The organism is Yoonia sp. (assembly GCF_042093035.1).
Taxonomy (GTDB): Bacteria; Pseudomonadota; Alphaproteobacteria; order Rhodobacterales; family Rhodobacteraceae; genus Yoonia.
In genome coordinates, this window is record NZ_JBELFI010000014.1 from 19,064 (window position 1) to 35,442 (window position 16,379).

The 16,379-nt window shown below is 57.2% G+C and carries 15 protein-coding genes; 8 read left to right on the forward strand and 7 right to left on the reverse strand.

Translation table 11 applies throughout. The features are described from left to right. The first annotated feature begins 26 nt into the window (after positions 1-26). Both ACFDSS_RS03805 and ettA read left to right on the forward strand, forming a co-directional pair. A complete protein-coding gene (locus ACFDSS_RS03805) occupies positions 27-875 on the forward strand; it encodes an MBL fold metallo-hydrolase (RefSeq protein WP_375254437.1) in 849 nt (282 codons plus the stop codon). Positions 876-951: 76 nt separating this feature from the next. Next, positions 952-2,607, forward strand: a complete 1,656-nt coding sequence (gene ettA, locus ACFDSS_RS03810) for an energy-dependent translational throttle protein EttA (RefSeq protein WP_375254438.1) — start codon at positions 952-954, stop codon at positions 2,605-2,607. A gap of 60 nt (positions 2,608-2,667) precedes the next feature. Here the strand turns inward: ettA and ACFDSS_RS03815 are convergent, their stop codons facing one another. Continuing rightward, entirely contained in the window at positions 2,668-3,291 is a 624-nt protein-coding gene (locus tag ACFDSS_RS03815) for a hypothetical protein (RefSeq protein ID WP_375254439.1), read from the reverse strand. 416 nt (positions 3,292-3,707) lie between these two features. On the opposite strand from ACFDSS_RS03815, the gene ACFDSS_RS03820 reads away from it, so the two are divergent. Continuing rightward, on the forward strand, positions 3,708-3,914 hold the full coding sequence (locus ACFDSS_RS03820; RefSeq protein ID WP_375254440.1) for a cold-shock protein: 207 nt from the start codon (positions 3,708-3,710) through the stop codon (positions 3,912-3,914). Between the two features lie 224 nt (positions 3,915-4,138). Further along, positions 4,139-4,348, forward strand: coding sequence for a cold-shock protein (locus ACFDSS_RS03825; RefSeq protein WP_375254441.1), 210 nt, complete (start codon positions 4,139-4,141; stop codon positions 4,346-4,348). A 52-nt stretch (positions 4,349-4,400) separates the two neighbouring features. Here the strand turns inward: ACFDSS_RS03825 and ACFDSS_RS03830 are convergent, their stop codons facing one another. Further along, positions 4,401-5,003: an arylesterase gene (locus tag ACFDSS_RS03830; RefSeq protein WP_375254442.1), complete on the reverse strand. Its 603-nt coding sequence runs from the start codon at positions 5,001-5,003 to the stop codon at positions 4,401-4,403. A gap of 79 nt (positions 5,004-5,082) precedes the next feature. On the opposite strand from ACFDSS_RS03830, the gene ACFDSS_RS03835 reads away from it, so the two are divergent. From ACFDSS_RS03835 to ACFDSS_RS03845, 3 genes are read left to right on the forward strand one after another with little or no spacing between them, the layout of a single operon-like run. Beyond that, positions 5,083-5,775: an ABC transporter ATP-binding protein gene (locus tag ACFDSS_RS03835; protein ID WP_375254443.1), complete on the forward strand. Its 693-nt coding sequence runs from the start codon at positions 5,083-5,085 to the stop codon at positions 5,773-5,775. Further along, positions 5,772-8,288, forward strand: a complete 2,517-nt coding sequence (locus ACFDSS_RS03840) for an ABC transporter permease (RefSeq protein ID WP_375254444.1) — start codon at positions 5,772-5,774, stop codon at positions 8,286-8,288. The genes ACFDSS_RS03835 and ACFDSS_RS03840 overlap by 4 nt, the downstream gene beginning before the upstream one ends. After that, positions 8,285-8,830 (forward strand): gamma-glutamylcyclotransferase family protein, encoded by a 546-nt coding sequence (locus ACFDSS_RS03845; RefSeq protein WP_375254445.1) that lies wholly within the window; start codon positions 8,285-8,287, stop codon positions 8,828-8,830. The genes ACFDSS_RS03840 and ACFDSS_RS03845 overlap by 4 nt, the downstream gene beginning before the upstream one ends. Here the strand turns inward: ACFDSS_RS03845 and ACFDSS_RS03850 are convergent. The 4 genes from ACFDSS_RS03850 to ACFDSS_RS03865 all read right to left on the reverse strand — a co-directional run bounded on the left by ACFDSS_RS03850 (position 8,810) and on the right by ACFDSS_RS03865 (position 13,711). After that, complete coding sequence (locus ACFDSS_RS03850; protein WP_375254446.1) at positions 8,810-10,222, reverse strand: MATE family efflux transporter; 1,413 nt, start codon at positions 10,220-10,222, stop codon at positions 8,810-8,812. The genes ACFDSS_RS03845 and ACFDSS_RS03850 overlap by 21 nt on opposite strands. Before the next feature lie 74 nt (positions 10,223-10,296). Beyond that, entirely contained in the window at positions 10,297-11,616 is a 1,320-nt protein-coding gene (gene gltX, locus ACFDSS_RS03855) for a glutamate--tRNA ligase (RefSeq protein ID WP_375254447.1), read from the reverse strand. Next, entirely contained in the window at positions 11,613-11,960 is a 348-nt protein-coding gene (locus ACFDSS_RS03860) for a DUF1801 domain-containing protein (RefSeq protein WP_375254448.1), read from the reverse strand. Before ACFDSS_RS03860 ends, gltX begins: the two co-directional genes overlap by 4 nt. Positions 11,961-12,049: 89 nt before the next feature. Beyond that, on the reverse strand, positions 12,050-13,711 hold the full coding sequence (locus tag ACFDSS_RS03865) for an NAD+ synthase (RefSeq protein WP_375254449.1): 1,662 nt from the start codon (positions 13,709-13,711) through the stop codon (positions 12,050-12,052). A gap of 138 nt (positions 13,712-13,849) precedes the next feature. On the opposite strand from ACFDSS_RS03865, the gene ACFDSS_RS03870 reads away from it, so the two are divergent. Then, the gene (locus ACFDSS_RS03870; RefSeq protein ID WP_375254450.1) at positions 13,850-15,262 is read left to right on the forward strand and encodes a 2-isopropylmalate synthase; all 1,413 of its coding nucleotides are present in this window, start codon (positions 13,850-13,852) and stop codon (positions 15,260-15,262) included. Positions 15,263-15,300: 38 nt separating this feature from the next. Here ACFDSS_RS03870 and ACFDSS_RS03875 read toward each other — a convergent pair. Next, on the reverse strand, positions 15,301-16,379 hold a 1,079-nt coding region (locus tag ACFDSS_RS03875; protein WP_375254451.1), incomplete at its 5' end, for a cryptochrome/photolyase family protein.

Below are 16,379 nucleotides of genomic sequence, written 5' to 3' on the forward strand. Positions count from 1 at the left end.
CCACATTCGGAGCGGGAGGCGATGAAATGACAGATACACTTGCTCTGATGGGCGTCAAAGGCGGGCCTGCGATCCGCCCGGGTTCGAATATGCCGATTTCGATGCTCTTGCGCATGGCGGGCAAAACCATCTTGATCGATGCAGGGCTTGGCGTCACACGCGGGATCTGCGACCAGGGCACAGCCCTCAGCCAGATCGACCTGATTGTCATCACCCATCTGCATTCCGACCATTATCTTGAGCTTGGGCCTTTTTTTCATACTGCTTGGACGGCAGGCCTGAACCGGTCGATCCCTGTCATTGGTCCTGCTGGTCTCGCTGACTATTGGCATGGATTCCAGCAAAGCATGTCCTTCGATATAGATCTTCGGATGCGCGATGAGGGCCGCTGCGACTTTGATAGCCTCGCTCAGATTGAAGTGATCGGCGAGAAGCACAGCACTGGCGGCATTCATCTGCAAACAATGCGCAACACACATCCGCCGATCATTGACAGTTTCGCATTGCGGTTTGATAGTGCTGATCGCAGCGTCGTGCTCTCTGGTGATACGGCCTATATGCCCGAAATGGCCAACTTTGCGCGCGGCGCGGACCTTCTGGTGCATGAGGCCATGCTGCGCGACGGGGTTGACGCCCTTTGCGCGCGAATGACCAACGGAGATGACCGTTTGCGGACACATATCCTGCGCAGCCATACGGATGCCGCCGATGTGGGACGGATCGCGCGGGATGCGGGCGTTAAACGGCTTGCCCTCAATCATTTCGTTCCTGACGGCGATCCTGACTTTGGTGACACGCAATGGGAAGCCGCCGTGCGTAAACACTGGGATGGCCCGCTTTTCTTGGGCAAAGACGGCATGGTCATCACACTTTAACACCGCACACCGATTGCCCCGGCCCCATCGCATCGCTATCTAAGGCAAAACTTCATTCCAAGCGGAGCGTCCGACAATGGCAGCCAATCAATTCGTCTATTTCATGGACGGCGTGTCCAAAACCTACCCGGGCGGCAAAAAGGTGTTTGAAAACATCCGCCTGAACTTCCTGCCAGGCGTCAAGATCGGCGTTGTCGGTGTGAACGGCACAGGTAAATCGACCTTGATGCGGATCATGGCTGGACAAGACAAGGATTTCACAGGAGAGGCATGGGCGGCCGAAGGCGCGCGCGTTGGCTACTTGCCACAGGAGCCGGAACTGGACGCGAATCTGACAGTGCGTGAAAACGTCATGCTGGGCGTGGCCGACAAGAAGGCCATTCTGGACCGCTACAACGAAGTGGCAATGAATTATTCCGAAGAAACCGCCGATGAGATGGCAGAACTGCAAGACCAGATCGACAGCCAGAACCTGTGGGATCTGGACGCGCAAATCGACATCTCGATGGAGGCGTTGCGCTGCCCGCCTGATGATGCGGATGTGACAACACTATCGGGTGGTGAAAAGCGCCGGGTGGCGCTGTGCCAACTTTTGCTGGACGCACCTGATATGCTGCTCTTGGACGAGCCCACAAACCACCTTGATGCGGAAACCATCGCGTGGTTGCAGCAGCACCTGATCGACTACAGGGGCACGATCCTTATCGTCACCCACGACCGCTACTTCCTTGATGCGATCACAGGCTGGATTTTGGAACTCGACCGTGGTTCGGGCATCCCGCATGAGGGCAACTATTCCAGTTGGCTGGAAGCGAAAGCCAAGCGGTTGGAGCGCGAGGCGAAGGATGACAAGTCCAAGCAGCGTACCCTCCAGCGGGAATTGGAATGGATGCAGCAGGGCGCAAAGGCACGTCAAGCCAAGTCGAAAGCACGGATCGCGGCCTATAATGAGATGGCCAACCAGTCCGAGCGCGAAAAGATGGGACGCGCCCAGATCATCATCCCCAATGGCCCTCGGCTTGGCTCAAAGGTGATCGAGGTTGACGGGCTGAAAAAAGCGATGGGCGACAAGCTTTTGATTGAGAACCTGTCTTTTGATCTGCCTCCCGGCGGTATCGTCGGTGTCATCGGACCCAACGGTGCAGGTAAATCCACGCTCTTTTCGATGCTCACAGGGCAAGCTGAACCGGATCAAGGATCAGTCACGTTCGGCGAGACGGTCAAACTCTCCTACGTAGACCAATCGCGCGACGCGCTGAACGCCGACACAACCGTTTGGGAAGAAATCAGTGGCGGGGCGGAGATCATCGAATTGGGCGATGCGTCGATGAATTCACGCGCCTACTGCTCTGCGTTCAATTTCAAAGGGGGTGACCAGCAAAAGAAGGTCGGCTTGCTTTCGGGTGGTGAACGCAACCGCGTGCATATGGCAAAACTGCTAAAATCTGGCGGCAACGTTCTGTTGCTCGACGAGCCGACAAACGACCTCGATGTGGAAACATTGCGGGCTCTCGAGGACGCCTTGGTCAGCTTTGCAGGCTGTGCTGTGGTCATCAGCCACGACCGCTTTTTTCTGGACCGGATTTGCACCCATATCCTAGCCTTCGAAGGTGACGCCCATGTCGAATGGTTCCAAGGCGGCTTTACCGACTATGAAGAAGACAAGAAGGCCCGCCTTGGTGCAGATGCGCTTGAACCGAAGCGGATGAAGCACAAGAAATTCGTCCGCTAGACGAAAAAGCGCTGCGCAACCGGAGTTACGCAGCACAGTTCTTGGGAAAATAATTAGCCGCTAGGATACGCGCGCGCCCTGCTTGGGGCGCGCACGGCGCATCGGGGATTTCAATGACGGTTTCGCAGGCAATACGATATCAGCATTATGGAGTGCATCGCACAATTCGCGATGTGCACTTTCAACATCGGTCAGCGTTCCATGGATCAGTATGATTGGCATCAACTTCCCTTTGATTCGCGCACAAAGTGCCGCATCCTTGCTGGCCGCACCCGGGCGCCGGATGAAGATGCCCTGAATGTTGGACTTGGCGTAATATGTGACAATGCGCGCATGTCCTTTGGCGTTGATCTTGCACGTCCAGAACTGCTGCTTCACGCGATCGAATCCAGCTTGTGGACGCGTGCCACGGGTCGCATAGATGTAAAGCAAGATCGCCAGCGTGGCCATGACGGCTGACAAGCTGATCCCGGAGTAATTCCTGACGAATTGAATTTCCGGCCTGATGAAAAGCAGGAATGAACCCAAAAACACAATCCCGACGACAATGCAGAGCGCTGTCTCAACAAAGAGCCGAAGCGCCTCTTCATTGCTGCGCTCCTCAATAATGAATTTTCCGCCGACTTTGCGGATCTCGAGTGAGCCTTCAGTATCTCTTGCAGTGGAATAAACTTTAGATGTCATCGGCTTCTCCGGATGTCTAGATTATCGCGATATTAGCGCGGCAATTGGGACGATGATTTGTCTGATGTGAGCACAAGCTGAGGTCAAATTATGGCGAAACTGACATAATTCAAAGACGGATTGGCCGAGCGCGCATCGAGCCCATGCCAAGCGCCATCCATCAGCAATGAAAAAAATAGCAATTGCCTTTTATAAATTGCTCGTGGGGGTCTGAAAACATGTCCTATGGCGGTCACACTTCCGCCATGAGCAAAACTATCGCTTGCAATGTTCGGTTGCAGCCCCCACATGTGCCTCGCAGACGTTACCATCTCGACCCGCTGTTCACCTTCCCGGCTACAGTCTTTCGATTATGCACTGACGAAGCCAAGCTGCCACAATTTCGTGGGCAGTAAGACAATATAAGGATGAACACGATGGCTACTGGCACCGTGAAATGGTTTAACACAACAAAAGGCTTCGGCTTTATCGCGCCCGATGGCGGCTCAAAGGATATCTTTGTGCACATCTCTGCGGTTGAGCGTTCCGGCCTGACCGGTCTTCAAGACGACCAAAAAGTGACATTTGATGTGGAAGCAGGTCGTGATGGCCGCGAAAGCGCCGTGAACCTGTCACTTTCATAAGCAAAACGTCTGCGGCGGCGCCCACCTATCGGGCACTGCCGTGGACATCTTCGGCAGATTGCCGCACCGCTGCTTTATCTTGATTTTTGGGTGGATTTGTGTCAGAATGCCGCGGCAACGTTGACCTATCGACCACTGTTTCTTTCCGGCTCAGTCTTCCGATCACGTTCTACCGAGCCAATCCGCTGCACTTCCGCGAGCGGACCAACTAAAGGAATAGAGACATGGCTTCAGGCACTGTCAAAGGGTTTAACGCCACCAAAGGTTTCGGATTTATCGCACCCGATGGCGGCTCAAACGATGTATTTGTTCATATCTCAGCAGTTGAGCGTTCAGGCCTTACTGGCCTCAAGGACGACCAAAAACTGACTTTCGACGTTGAAGCAGGCCGTGACGGCCGCGAAAGCGCCGTAAATCTGGTTCTTGCTGACTGACCGCATTACCGACCAGTTTCAGAAACGGGCGTCCGATTTGGGCGCCCGTTTTTTATTCGGCATTTGAAATCAACTCAAGAACGGCTGGCCCCATAGCGGCAACAATCACAGAGACACCTTGCGTATTGGGGTGGATCCCATCGGCCTGCAGGAATTCCGACATGCCGTCTTGCATTCCTGACGCAGCGCGCAAACCAGCCGCAAAATCGGGATAGAGCGGCACATCGTATTTCGTCGCCAGATCAACATACATCGCCTCAAATTCCCGCTTGTAGTCCAGTCCATAATTGGCGCCAACGGAAAGCCCCACCAGCAACATCTCAACCCCGGCATCGCGGCCCGCAGCGAGAATACCATCAAGATTGGCGCGGCTCACCGCCGGATCCAGCCCGCGCAAGAAGTCATTGCCACCAAGGGCCACGATCATTGCGTCCACCTCTGGCGTCAAGGTCCAGGCGGCACGACTAAGGCCACCCGCCGTGGTATCACCGGACACACCTGCGTTCATAACTGCGGCATCGGCCCCTTGCGCCAGCAGCCATGCCTCCAGCTGCGGCACAAACCCGTCTTGCTGGGACAACCCGTAGCCGGCCGTCAAACTGTCACCCAAGGCCGCAATAGTCACAGTTTCGGCATGAGCAGCGCTCGCCGTCATCAAAACAACGGCTGCCAGCTTGTTGATGCGCGAAACAGCCCCATATCGAAAGGAACGTATCCGATCAGAGGCCGCCCCAATGTCCGATCCTGTCCTTTCCATCGCAAACGCCCAGCTTTCGCTGGAAGGCAACGCCGGACGCGTGGATATCCTGCATGACATCTCTCTTGATGTCGTTGCGGGCGAAACATTGGGATTGGTCGGGCCAAGCGGGTCTGGCAAATCATCGCTCCTTATGGTGATGGGCGGGCTGGAACAGGCAACCGGCGGCAGTGTCATAGCGCTAGGCCAGGACCTGACGGAGATGAACGAAGACCAGCTTGCCCTCTTTCGTAGAGACAATATGGGGGTGGTATTCCAATCTTTCCACCTGATCCCGACAATGACCGCGCTTGAAAACGTCGCAACGCCGTTGGAACTGGCTGGTGCAAGGGATGCCTTTGACCGGGCAGAGGCCGAATTGAAAGCCGTTGGTCTTGCTGACCGGATCGATCATTATCCAAGTCAGTTGTCGGGTGGCGAACAGCAGCGTGTGGCACTTGCCCGCGCCTCCGCGCCGCGCCCGCGTCTCCTCCTGGCCGATGAACCGACCGGCAATCTGGATGAAACCAACGGCAAGGCGATTGTTGATCTGCTCTTTGACTTGCGTGATAGGCATGGCGCGACGCTTATCATGGTGACGCATTCCAATGAGCTAGCCGCGCGCTGTGATCGTGTGGTCCGTCTGCGCGACGGGCGTATTGACGCCCCGCTGTCAAAGGCCGCCGAATGAGTCTCCGGATCGCATCACGCTTTGCTGCGCGCGAACTGCGTGGTGGCTTGCGTGGGTTTCGCGTTTTTCTCGCCTGTCTGGCTTTGGGCGTGGCCGCGATTGCGGCGGTCGGCACCGTGCGCGCCGGGATCGAGGCGGGATTAACCCGCGACGGCGCTGCACTTCTTGGCGGCGATGCTGAAGTTGAATTCACCTACCGCTTCGCCCGTGAAGATGAGCTGGCGTTTCTCAACGATATCGCGGACGACGTATCGGAAACCGTTGATTTCCGCTCCATGGCCGTTGTGGATCGTGGGGGAACGTCCGAACGCGGGCTAACCCAACTTCGCGCCGTCGATGACCTTTATCCGCTGATTGGCACAGTTCAGCTTGACCCGAATATGCCGCTGTCGGTGGCCCTTGCCGACAAGGGCGGGGTTATGGAACGGGTGCTTGTGGATCGCTTGGGTCTTGCGCCGGGGGACACATTCCGGCTTGGTGAACAGGCCTTCACCCTGCGCGCTATTTTGGACAGATACCCCGATAATGCGGCAGCCGGATTTGGGCTTGGGCCGCGCACAATTGTGTTGACCGAAGATCTCGGGAACTCTGGTCTCTTGATGGAAGGGACTTTGTTTTCAACGCAATACCGGCTTGATTTGCCGCCCGGATCGGACCTTGATGCCTTGCGTGATACTGCCGAAAGCCAATTCAGCAACAGCGGCCTGAGATGGCGCGACAGCCGTCGGGGTGCCGGTGGTACGGCGCAATTTGTCGATCGGATCGGTGCCTTTCTCATTCTTGTGGGGCTATCAGGGCTCGCGGTTGGCGGTGTCGGCGTTTCGGCGGCGGTGCGGGCTTATCTGGCAGGCAAGACAGGCGTCATCGCCACTTTGAAAACGCTGGGGGCAACGCGGGCCACGATCTTTCAGACCTATTTCATCCAGGTCGGTGTCTTGTCGATCATCGGAGTCATCCTCGGCCTAGTTCTCGGGGCGGGTCTGCCCGTGATCTTTGCACCTTTGATGGAGGCGCGCTTGCCGGTCCCCGCAATCTTTACAATCTATCCCGCTCCGCTGATGGAGGCCGCAATCTATGGTTTGCTCGCAGCATTGGTATTCACGCTGTGGCCGCTGGCAAAGACCGAAGACATTCGCGCCGCCACACTGTTCAGGGATGCGTTTTCGGCATCGGCGGTGTTGCCCCCGCTGAGATACCTGAGCGCTATCGTGGCATTGCTGGCCATGTTGATCGTCGCGGCAAGCTGGTTTTCGAACACGCTTTTTCTGACACTCTGGACGGCTGGCGGGATCGCAGGCGCTTTGGCGATACTGATGCTGGCGGCACTCCTGATCCGTTGGATTGCGCGACGTCTGCGCACGTCCGCCCGTGGCCGCCCTGCCCTGCGTCTGGCGCTCGGCGCCATCGGCGCGCGCGGCGGAGAGGCCACATCCGTCGTCCTCTCGCTTGGCCTTGGACTTACTGTTCTGGCCACGGTGGGGCAAATCGACGGAAACCTGCGCCAGGCATTCGCCAATGACCTGCCGGAAGTGGCACCCAGCTATTTCTTTGTCGATATCCAGCCCGACCAGATCGCGGGTTTTCAAGAACGCCTCGATGCTGATTCCGCCGTGAGCCGCGTGGAGGCCGCGCCGATGCTGCGCGGCATCATCACCCGGATCAACGGGCGGCCCGCTGATGAGGTCGCGGCAGGGCATTGGGTCGTGCATGGGGACCGCGGGATCACCTATTCTGACGCGCAGCCGGAGGGCACGGACGTCACCGCAGGCGCATGGTGGCCGGAGGGTTACACCGGGCCACCACAGATCAGCTTTGCCGCAGAAGAAGCCGCCGAGATGGGATTGAACCTTGGCGACACCCTGACCGTCAACGTATTGGGCCGCGATATCACCGGAGAGGTGACCAGCTTCCGCAATGTCAGTTGGGAGGATGCTGGCATTGGTTTTGTTCTGGCGATGAACGAGAGCGCCCTTGCTGGCGCACCCCATAGCTGGATTTCGACGGTCTACGCCAAAGAAGAAGCTGAGGCCGCGATCCTGCGCGATCTGGCGACAGCCTACCCCAATATCACGGCGATCCGGATCAGGGATGCGATCGATCAGGTGATTGAGCTGGTCGGCGGCATATCTGCAGCGACCCGTTATGGCGCATTGATTACTCTGGTAACCGGTTTCCTTGTCCTGATCGGTGCGGCGGCGGCGGGCGAGCGCGCGCGCACCTTTGAATCGGCCGTTCTGAAAACCCTTGGCGCACAGCGGAGCCGTATTATCCTAAGCTTCACCCTGCGGGCGGCGATGTTGGGCTTTGCCGCAGGTACCGTCGCATTGGGTGCGGGCATCCTGGGGGGTTGGGCTGTGTCGACTTTCATCATGGACACCGACTATACGGTGATCTGGAGCAACGCGCTGCTTATTATCGGTGGCGGTATCTTGGCGTCGACCGCTGCCGGGCTGGCTTTCGCGTGGCGTCCGTTGGCCGCCAAGCCCGCGCAGGTGCTGAGGGCGCGTGAGTGAGCAATCTGGCGTTTTTTGGCTATGGCAGCCTGGTGAATTGCGCCACGCACGACTACGTTGCGCCGCGTCCTGCAAAGCTACAGGGCTGGCGGCGCGTCTGGCGCGGCACGCATTTGCGCAAGGTGGCCTATCTGTCTGTGGAACCGGACGACAATTGCACTTTGCTAGGTTTGGTCGCGCAGGTGAATGCCAATGATTGGTCTGCGCTTGACGCGCGCGAGGCAGCCTACCATCGCCATGACGTGTCCCACCTTATCAGCTACCGCGGGGGCCCGTTGAACACGGCTGTCTATCAGGTCGAACCGCACCACATCGCAAACGCGGACGGCCACCCAATCTTGCTCAGCTATCTTGATGTGGTCGTGCAGGGGTATCTTCGCGCGTTTGGCGAGGCTGGTGTCTCTCATTTCTTTGAGACGACGACAGGTTGGGATGCCCCTATTCTCAATGATCGCGCGGAGCCTGTTTATCCGCGCCACCAAAAGTTGACAACCGCTGAAACCGCTCTGGTTGATGCGCAATTAGCGGCGGTGGTGCAGTAAGCTAAAGAGGCGCGCCTGACGGGCGAAAGGATCCACACTTTCGGCTTGCGCCGTTTGTTTCGCAATCACACGCAACGCCAGGATCACAGCGATCACGGCAAAGACAGCACCGCCCACATATTGGCCAATCAAAACACCCGGCGCGCCGAACCACGCGGCCCCGACCAGGACAAACGGGATGGTCCCCAATGTGTGCCGCCCCCAGTTTACAATCGTTGAATAGAACGGATGCCCAAGGTTGTTGAATGCGGCATTGGCAACGAAAATCACTCCGTTGAAGAAGAACATCAACGACAGCGGGCCTGCGAAAAGGAAAACGATGGTGAGTGCCACGCCGTTCTCAAGCTGGAAAAGATATTGGATGCCCGGGCGCGCCACGAAGAACAGACCCGAGACGACAACGACCACCAATGCGGTGAATAAAAGACCTTCCCGGAAGGCCGCGCCCACGCGTTCATTCAGGCCCGCACCTGCGTTTTGGCCAATGATGGGCCCAATCGCGCCGGACAGTGCAAAGATGATGCCGAATCCGACCGGCGTCATCCGGGCCACAATCGCCATCCCAGCAACGGCCTCTTCCCCAAATTCCGCCATGGCGCGGGTGACATAGGCCTGCCCAATCGGCGTTGCCAATTGGGTCAGGATAGCGGGAAAGGCAATCGCCAAAATCGGGCGGATATCAATCGTCAAACTGCTTGCGGTCGGTTTGTCGAAACCACGGTAGTGCCGGATCAGCGGTAAAAGAGCCGTAATCGCAATTACGACCCGCGCGCAGACACTGGCGAGTGCGGCACCGGTGAGTTCCAGATCAAGCCCGAAAATCAGGATTGGGTCCAGGACCGCATTCACCAAGCCACCCCAGATCGTGGCCATCATTGCACGTCGCGCATCGCCATGCGCGCGCAAGATGGCGCCGCCAATCATGCCAATCATAAGGAATGGCAATGGCGGGACGATGATCTGCAGGTAATGAACCGCAAGCTCGAGCGTCGCGCCGGTGGCGCCCAAAAGGCCGACGAGAAACGCCAGATTGAACCAGACAATTGCCGCGAAGAGTGCGCCAAAAATCACGCCATAGATCAAAGCATTTGTGGCACGCCTGCGCGCCTCTTCAGGTGCGCCCGCACCCAATGCACGCGCCACGAGTGCACCCGCAGCGATTGCCATGCCGATTCCGAAAGACGTTGTAAAAAACAGAATTGCACCCGCATAGCCGACAGCCGCTGCTAGCTCGGCCTTACCCAGCATCGAGATGAAAATCATATCGACAAAATCGACCAAAAAGACAGCCATCAGGCCAATCGATGCGGTGAAGGACATCACAGAGATGTGGCGGAACAAACTGCCTTTGGTAAAGACTGCGGGGGGTGGGCTGGACTTTTCGTCGCTCATGAATGCACTGCCTTTGCGGGGTCGTCGGCCCCTAAAAGCGCAGCACAATCAGCCAATGACAAGTCTTTTCGTGCCTAGAGCGTGGGGCGCTTCTGCAGCAACGGCATCACATCGGCCATTTCCGGGCCGCGTTCGCGCCCCGTCACAGCTTTGCGCAGCGGCATAAACAAGCCTTTGCCCTTGCGGCCTGTTGCCTCTTTGACAGCCGTCGTCCAGCTGCTCCAAGTGTTGGCGTCATAGGGCAATGGAGGCAGCATATCAAAGGCTTGCGCCACAAATTCGCGGTCCTCATCGGCGACCAGTGGCGATGCGCCATTACGAAAGAGAGCCCACCAAACCGCAACTTCATCCAGCTTGCTGATGTTATCGCGCACGACCTGCCAAAATGGGTTTGCCAAAGCATCAGGCACACCTGCCGACGTCAAGACATCGGCCACATCGCTTGCATCCAGTGTCGCCAGATGCCGCGCGGTGAGCGGGACAAGATCATTTGCGTCAAATTTTGTCGGGGCAGAGCCGAACTTGGATAAATCGAAACCCGCCACGACCTCATCGATATTGGCGCGCAATTCGACCGGATCAGATGACCCAAGGCGGGCCATCAACGACAGGATCGCTTCTGGCGCAATGCCATTCTTGCGCAGGTCACGCAAAGCCAATGTGCCAAGGCGCTTTGAGAGCGCCTCGCCTTGAGGTCCGGTCAACAGTGAATGGTGCGCAAAACGCGGAACGGTGCCGCCCAGCGCCTCGATCATCTGGATTTGCGTTGCGGTATTGGTGACGTGATCGGAGCCCCGGACCACATCCGTGATCCCCATTTCCGTGTCATCCACAACAGAGGCCAGCGTGTATAAGATCTGCCCGTCATTCTTGAACAAAACCGGGTCACTGACCGAGGCCGCGTCGATTGAGATGTCGCCGATGATCCCATCCGCCCACTCGATACGTTTATGGGCAAGCTTGAAGCGCCAGTGCGAACCGCGTTCGGCCCGCAGCGCGTCTTTTTCGCCGTCGGCAAGCGCGAGTGCCGCCCGGTCATAGACCGGCGGCTTGCCCATGTTCAGTTGCTTTTTGCGCTTGAGATCAAGCTCTGTGGGGGTTTCGAAGCATTCGTATAGCAGCCGCATGTCGATCAGCTTTTGCTTGGCGGCCAGATAGTTCTCCATCCGCGCAGACTGGTGTTCAACCCTGTCCCACGTAAAGCCCAGCCAAGTCAGGTCTTCTTTGACGCCCGCGATGTATTCGTCTTTGGACCGCTCAGCATCTGTATCATCGATCCGCAAGATGAATTGGCCGCCGTTCTGCCGGGCGATGGCATAGTTAAAGAGTGCGGCGCGCAGGTTGCCGATATGCAGCCAACCGGTTGGTGAAGGGGCGAATCTCGTGGTGGTCATGTCGGATCTCCTGTTGCGGAGCTTTGAGCATGACGCGCGCGAGATGTCCAGTTAGGGGCGCTGCCCCTCAGGCCGGATTGCATCCGCCCTTCACCCCGAAGTCTTTTCCGGATTAAGAAATCAGGAGGGCTGAACCGGCATTTGCGCGAAATGTCGCGCAGCCCGGCGCGGATCAGTTCCGATAATACGACGATATCGATATCGGCGAGCTTGTTGATGTAGAGGCAGGACTTGCCGATCCTGTGTTTGCCCAGTCGCCCCAAAACCCCAGTGAAGTCCGCGTAGCCGGGCATGATGTAGACCGACAGGTTGGTTTTGCGCGGGCTGAACCCTGTGGCCAGCAAATCGCCCGCGCGCCCGCTGTCATATGTGTCGTGCTAGCTGCCTTAGCCGCAGAATAGCCGAATGCAAGCGCATTCGCCAAACATCGCTGTCAGCTGTTGTCCCGCCACTTGTTAACAATCGGGTAGCGTCGATCCAGCCAGAAGGCCCGGTCCGACAATCGTGGTCCCGGCGCAGATTGGAAGCGCTTGTATTCGCTTGTGTAGATCAGATGCTCCACCCGTTTGACGGTTACCTTGTCATAGCCCGCTGCAACACAGTCGGCGACGGAGGCTTCCTGATCGACCAGCATCAACAGGATCCCATCCAGAATGTCGTAGGGCGGCAGGCTGTCTTCGTCTTTTTGGTCTGGCCGCAGTTCCGCCGAAGGTGGTTTATCGATGATCGCAGTCGGGATAACTTCGCCCTCCGGGCCTTTCATCCACGGCCTGTGGTTGGCGTTGCGCCAGCGGCAGGCCTCAAAGACGCGGGTCTTATACATGTCCTTGATCGGATTGTAGCCGCCCGCCATATCGCCGTAAATCGTCGCATAGCCCACCGCCACTTCGGACTTATTGCCTGTCGTGAGCAGCATTTCATCAAATTTGTTCGACTGTGCCATCAGCAAGAGGCCACGAATGCGCGACTGGATGTTTTCCTCCGTGAGGTCTTCGGCCAAGCCGTCGAACAGAGGTGCCAGAGCGTCTGTCACCGCAGCACGGGGCCCCGCGATGCTGACGGTATCGTATTTGCACCCCAAGGCGTTTGCCGCCGCCGCCGCATCATCCAGCGAAGCTTGTGATGTGTACTCTGATGGCAGCATCACACACCGCACGTTTTGCGCACCCAGCGCGTCGGTCGCGATCGCTGCAACAATGGCGCTGTCGATCCCGCCTGAAAGCCCCAGCAAGACTTTGCCAAATCCGGTCTTGCGCATGTAGTCGCGCAGCGCTTCGACCATCACGCGGTAGTCTTGTTCCAGCATGTCAGGCAGCACAGCCCTTTCGCCGTCACGCGCCACCCAATGACCATCGATCAAATCAAAATCCACATGGGCGATCGTCGCATCCATCACTGGCAACTGCAGCGCCAGTTTTCCCCCGCGATTGAGTACAAATGACCCGCCGTCGAACATTTGATCGTCCTGCGCACCAACCATGTTGAGATAAACCAGCGGTACGTCGTTTTCGATCACCCGCGCCACCATGTTGTTCATCCGGATCGGGAACTTGTCACGAAAATACGGCGAGCCATTCGGGATCACCAAGATCTCCGCACCACTTTCGACCATGGCCTCGCTGACGTCGGGATACCACGCGTCTTCGCAGATCGGATTACCGATGCGCGCGCCGTTGTTGAGCGCATAAGGTCCCGCGATATCGGCGCTTTTGAACAGGCGGACCTCATCGAAAACGTTGAAGTTGGGAAGGAAGTGTTTGCGTGCGCAATTGATAATTTTTCCCGATTGAAGCGTGAAATAGGCGTTATATAGACGTTCTTCTTCCACAAATGGCCCGCCGATGGAGAGGGCTGGCCCATCCGCGCAATCTTTTGCAAGCGCATGTAAATTGCCCATTGCATCGGCAATGAACGCAGGTTTGGCGATCAGGTCCTGCGGTTGATAGCCGACCAAGAACATTTCCGGCAGGACAACCAGATCAGCTCCGGCCGCTTTGCCCTGCTCCCAGGCGTCTCTTGCTTGTGCCGCATTGCCGGAAATGTCGCCAACAGTCGGGTTCAGCTGCGCTATCGTCAGTCTAAAAGTCTTTGTCATAGTTTTGTCCCAATGCCCTGCAAAGCATGTAGCAGAATGGTGCGCGGGGGAAAGCGGCTAGCGCATGTTGATCTTGAACATTGTCACAGGGGGCAAGTTTTCCTAGTCTGCACAAGGGATGAAATATCGGAGAACCTGATGCGGAAGTTTGGATTTACGAAAAACGTGGTAGCGGTCATGCTGGCGACAGGTCTGGCGACGACTGCACCTGCGCAAGAGGTTCAAACAAAACAATATGATGACGGTGGCATCTACGAGGGTACATTCCTTGATGGCAAGCAACATGGCACCGGCACTTACCGCCTCCCCAATGGTTATGAATACTCCGGAGAATGGGTTGAAGGTGAGATCCGAGGCCAGGGCACTGCCATTTTTCCCAACGGATCCGTCTATGAAGGAAGCTTTGTCGCAGGCAAACCTGAGGGCCAGGGACGAATCACCTTTGCGGATGGAGGGACTTACGAAGGCGACTGGCTTGACGGCAATATCACCGGTCAGGGAGTGGCAACTTACGCCAATGGCGTGACCTATGAGGGCGAATTCCGCAATGCCATGCATCATGGCATAGGAACAATGACCAGCCCCGGCGGCTACATTTACGCAGGCGCTTGGTCCAATGGCGCCAAAGAAGGCGAAGGCAAGATCACCTATCCTGATGGCGCAGTCTACGAAGGCACGCTCGCCTCTGGTGAGCGGAACGGCGTTGGCACGCTGACGATGGCGGACGGGCTTATCTATGAAGGCCAGTGGCGTGCGGGAGAAATCGAAGGGGTTGGAAAGCTGACCCAGCCGAACGGTGACATCTACGAAGGCACGCTTGTCGATGGCCGCCGCGAAGGTCAAGGCACCGCAACCTATGCAAATGGCGATACTTATGTCGGCGCCTTCGCAAACGACCGCCGCCATGGCATGGGCACATTCACCGGCACCGATGGCTACGTCTATGTCGGCGAATGGAACGAAGGGCTGATCGCGGGCGAAGGCGAAGTAACTTACCCGGACGGATCAGTTTATGTTGGCAGCTTTGCGAATAACCTCGCCAACGGTATCGGAAAAATCACATATACCAACGGCTCAACCTATGAGGGCGGTTGGCAGAACGGCGTCATCAATGGGACTGGTATCGCGACCTATGAAAACGGACTGGTCTATGAAGGCGCATTCGTCAACGCGCAGTACCAAGGCCAGGGCACGATGAGCCACGAAGACGGCTATTCCTACGTAGGTGAATGGGCTGAAGGGCAGCGTAATGGCTCCGGGATTGCGACCTATGCGGACGGCACCGTTTACGAAGGCGAATTCCGCGACGGGCAACGCAATGGGCAAGGTTCAATCACATTGCCTGACGGTTTTACCTATGTCGGTAGCTGGCAAGAGGGTGACATTGACGGTGCAGGTATCGCGACTTATGCCAACGGTGACGTCTACGAGGGCAGCTTTGTTGATGGCCGCCGCGAAGGGCAAGGCACGATGACATACGCCACGGGCGGGGAAAGCGTGGGCACATGGTCCGACGGCGCGCTGGTATCAGAAGGTGGCGCTGAGAATTAGGACGACGCGAGCGTCCAGCGGCTCTAGTTCTATGGTTTCTAGACGGGTACCCCTTCATCAAGCTTCGCGAGCCACGCTTCGGCGTCTCGCAAAACCGTTGCGCGCTTTTCGGCATCCATCCGATCCCAGACCCGGTACATATTGCCCATTCGCGGGTTGGCCTTGAACCGTTCACGATGCCGGTCGAGAAAATGCCAATAGAGCAGGTTGAACGGACAAGCGTCTTCGCCGGTCTTATCCTGCACCCGATAGGCACAGGCCCCGCAGTAGTCCGACATCTTGTGAATGTAGTTTCCCGACGAAATATAGGGTTTTGACGCGATGATCCCGCCATCGGCAAACTGGCTCATGCCGATCACATTCGGGGCCTCAACCCATTCATAGGCGTCGGCATAAACGGCAAGGTACCATGCGTGGACTTGCGCCGGATCAACACCTGCCAAAAGCGCGAAATTTCCGGTAACCATAAGGCGTTGGATATGATGCGCATACGCATGCTCGCGGGTCTGCGTCACGGCCTGCGTCATGCAATTCATTTTTGTCTCGGCACCCCAATAAAGATCGGGCAAAGCGCGGCTATGTGCCAAGTCATTGCGCGTCGGATAATCCGGCCCTTCCAGAAAATAGATGCCACGCATGTATTCGCGCCAGCCAATGATCTGACGGATGAACCCTTCCACGGAATTCAACGGGGCATGACCTGAATAAAAGGCCGCCTCAACCTCTCGGCAGACGGCAAGCGGGTCAAGCAAGCCCGCGTTCAGATAAAAGCTTATCAGCGCGTGGTAAAGAAACGGCTGATTCCCCAGCATGGCATCTTGATAATCACCAAACTTCGGCAGGCCCTCTGCGATCCAATGGATCAACTGTTCGTGGGCCTGGCCGGCATCTGTGGCAAACCAAAACGGTGCAAGATCGCCAAAATTGTCCCCGAAGTGGGTCTGCACCAAATCAAGCACAGCCTCATCCGGCGCGAACCGCAAGGGCCCGTCAAAATCTACCTGATCGGGCGCCGGCTTGCGGTTCTCATGGTCGTAGTTCCATTTCCCGCCTTCCGGTTTGTCACCATCCATCAACAGACCCGTCTTGCGGCGCATTTCGCGATAGAAATACGCCA

Excerpts from the sequence above, each read along its gene's own strand:
- ACFDSS_RS03805 (WP_375254437.1), top strand. The coding sequence starts at position 27 with ATGACAGATACACTTGCTCTGATGGGCGTCAAAGGCGGGCCTGCGATC.
- ettA (WP_375254438.1), top strand. The coding sequence starts at position 952 with ATGGCAGCCAATCAATTCGTCTATTTCATGGACGGCGTGTCCAAAACC.
- ACFDSS_RS03815 (WP_375254439.1), bottom strand. The coding sequence starts at position 3,291 with ATGACATCTAAAGTTTATTCCACTGCAAGAGATACTGAAGGCTCACTC.
- ACFDSS_RS03820 (WP_375254440.1), top strand. The coding sequence starts at position 3,708 with ATGGCTACTGGCACCGTGAAATGGTTTAACACAACAAAAGGCTTCGGC.
- ACFDSS_RS03825 (WP_375254441.1), top strand. The coding sequence starts at position 4,139 with ATGGCTTCAGGCACTGTCAAAGGGTTTAACGCCACCAAAGGTTTCGGA.
- ACFDSS_RS03830 (WP_375254442.1), bottom strand. The coding sequence starts at position 5,003 with ATGACGGCGAGCGCTGCTCATGCCGAAACTGTGACTATTGCGGCCTTG.
- ACFDSS_RS03835 (WP_375254443.1), top strand. The coding sequence starts at position 5,083 with ATGTCCGATCCTGTCCTTTCCATCGCAAACGCCCAGCTTTCGCTGGAA.
- ACFDSS_RS03840 (WP_375254444.1), top strand. The coding sequence starts at position 5,772 with ATGAGTCTCCGGATCGCATCACGCTTTGCTGCGCGCGAACTGCGTGGT.
- ACFDSS_RS03850 (WP_375254446.1), bottom strand. The coding sequence starts at position 10,222 with ATGAGCGACGAAAAGTCCAGCCCACCCCCCGCAGTCTTTACCAAAGGC.
- gltX (WP_375254447.1), bottom strand. The coding sequence starts at position 11,616 with ATGACCACCACGAGATTCGCCCCTTCACCAACCGGTTGGCTGCATATC.
- ACFDSS_RS03865 (WP_375254449.1), bottom strand. The coding sequence starts at position 13,711 with ATGACAAAGACTTTTAGACTGACGATAGCGCAGCTGAACCCGACTGTT.
- ACFDSS_RS03870 (WP_375254450.1), top strand. The coding sequence starts at position 13,850 with ATGCGGAAGTTTGGATTTACGAAAAACGTGGTAGCGGTCATGCTGGCG.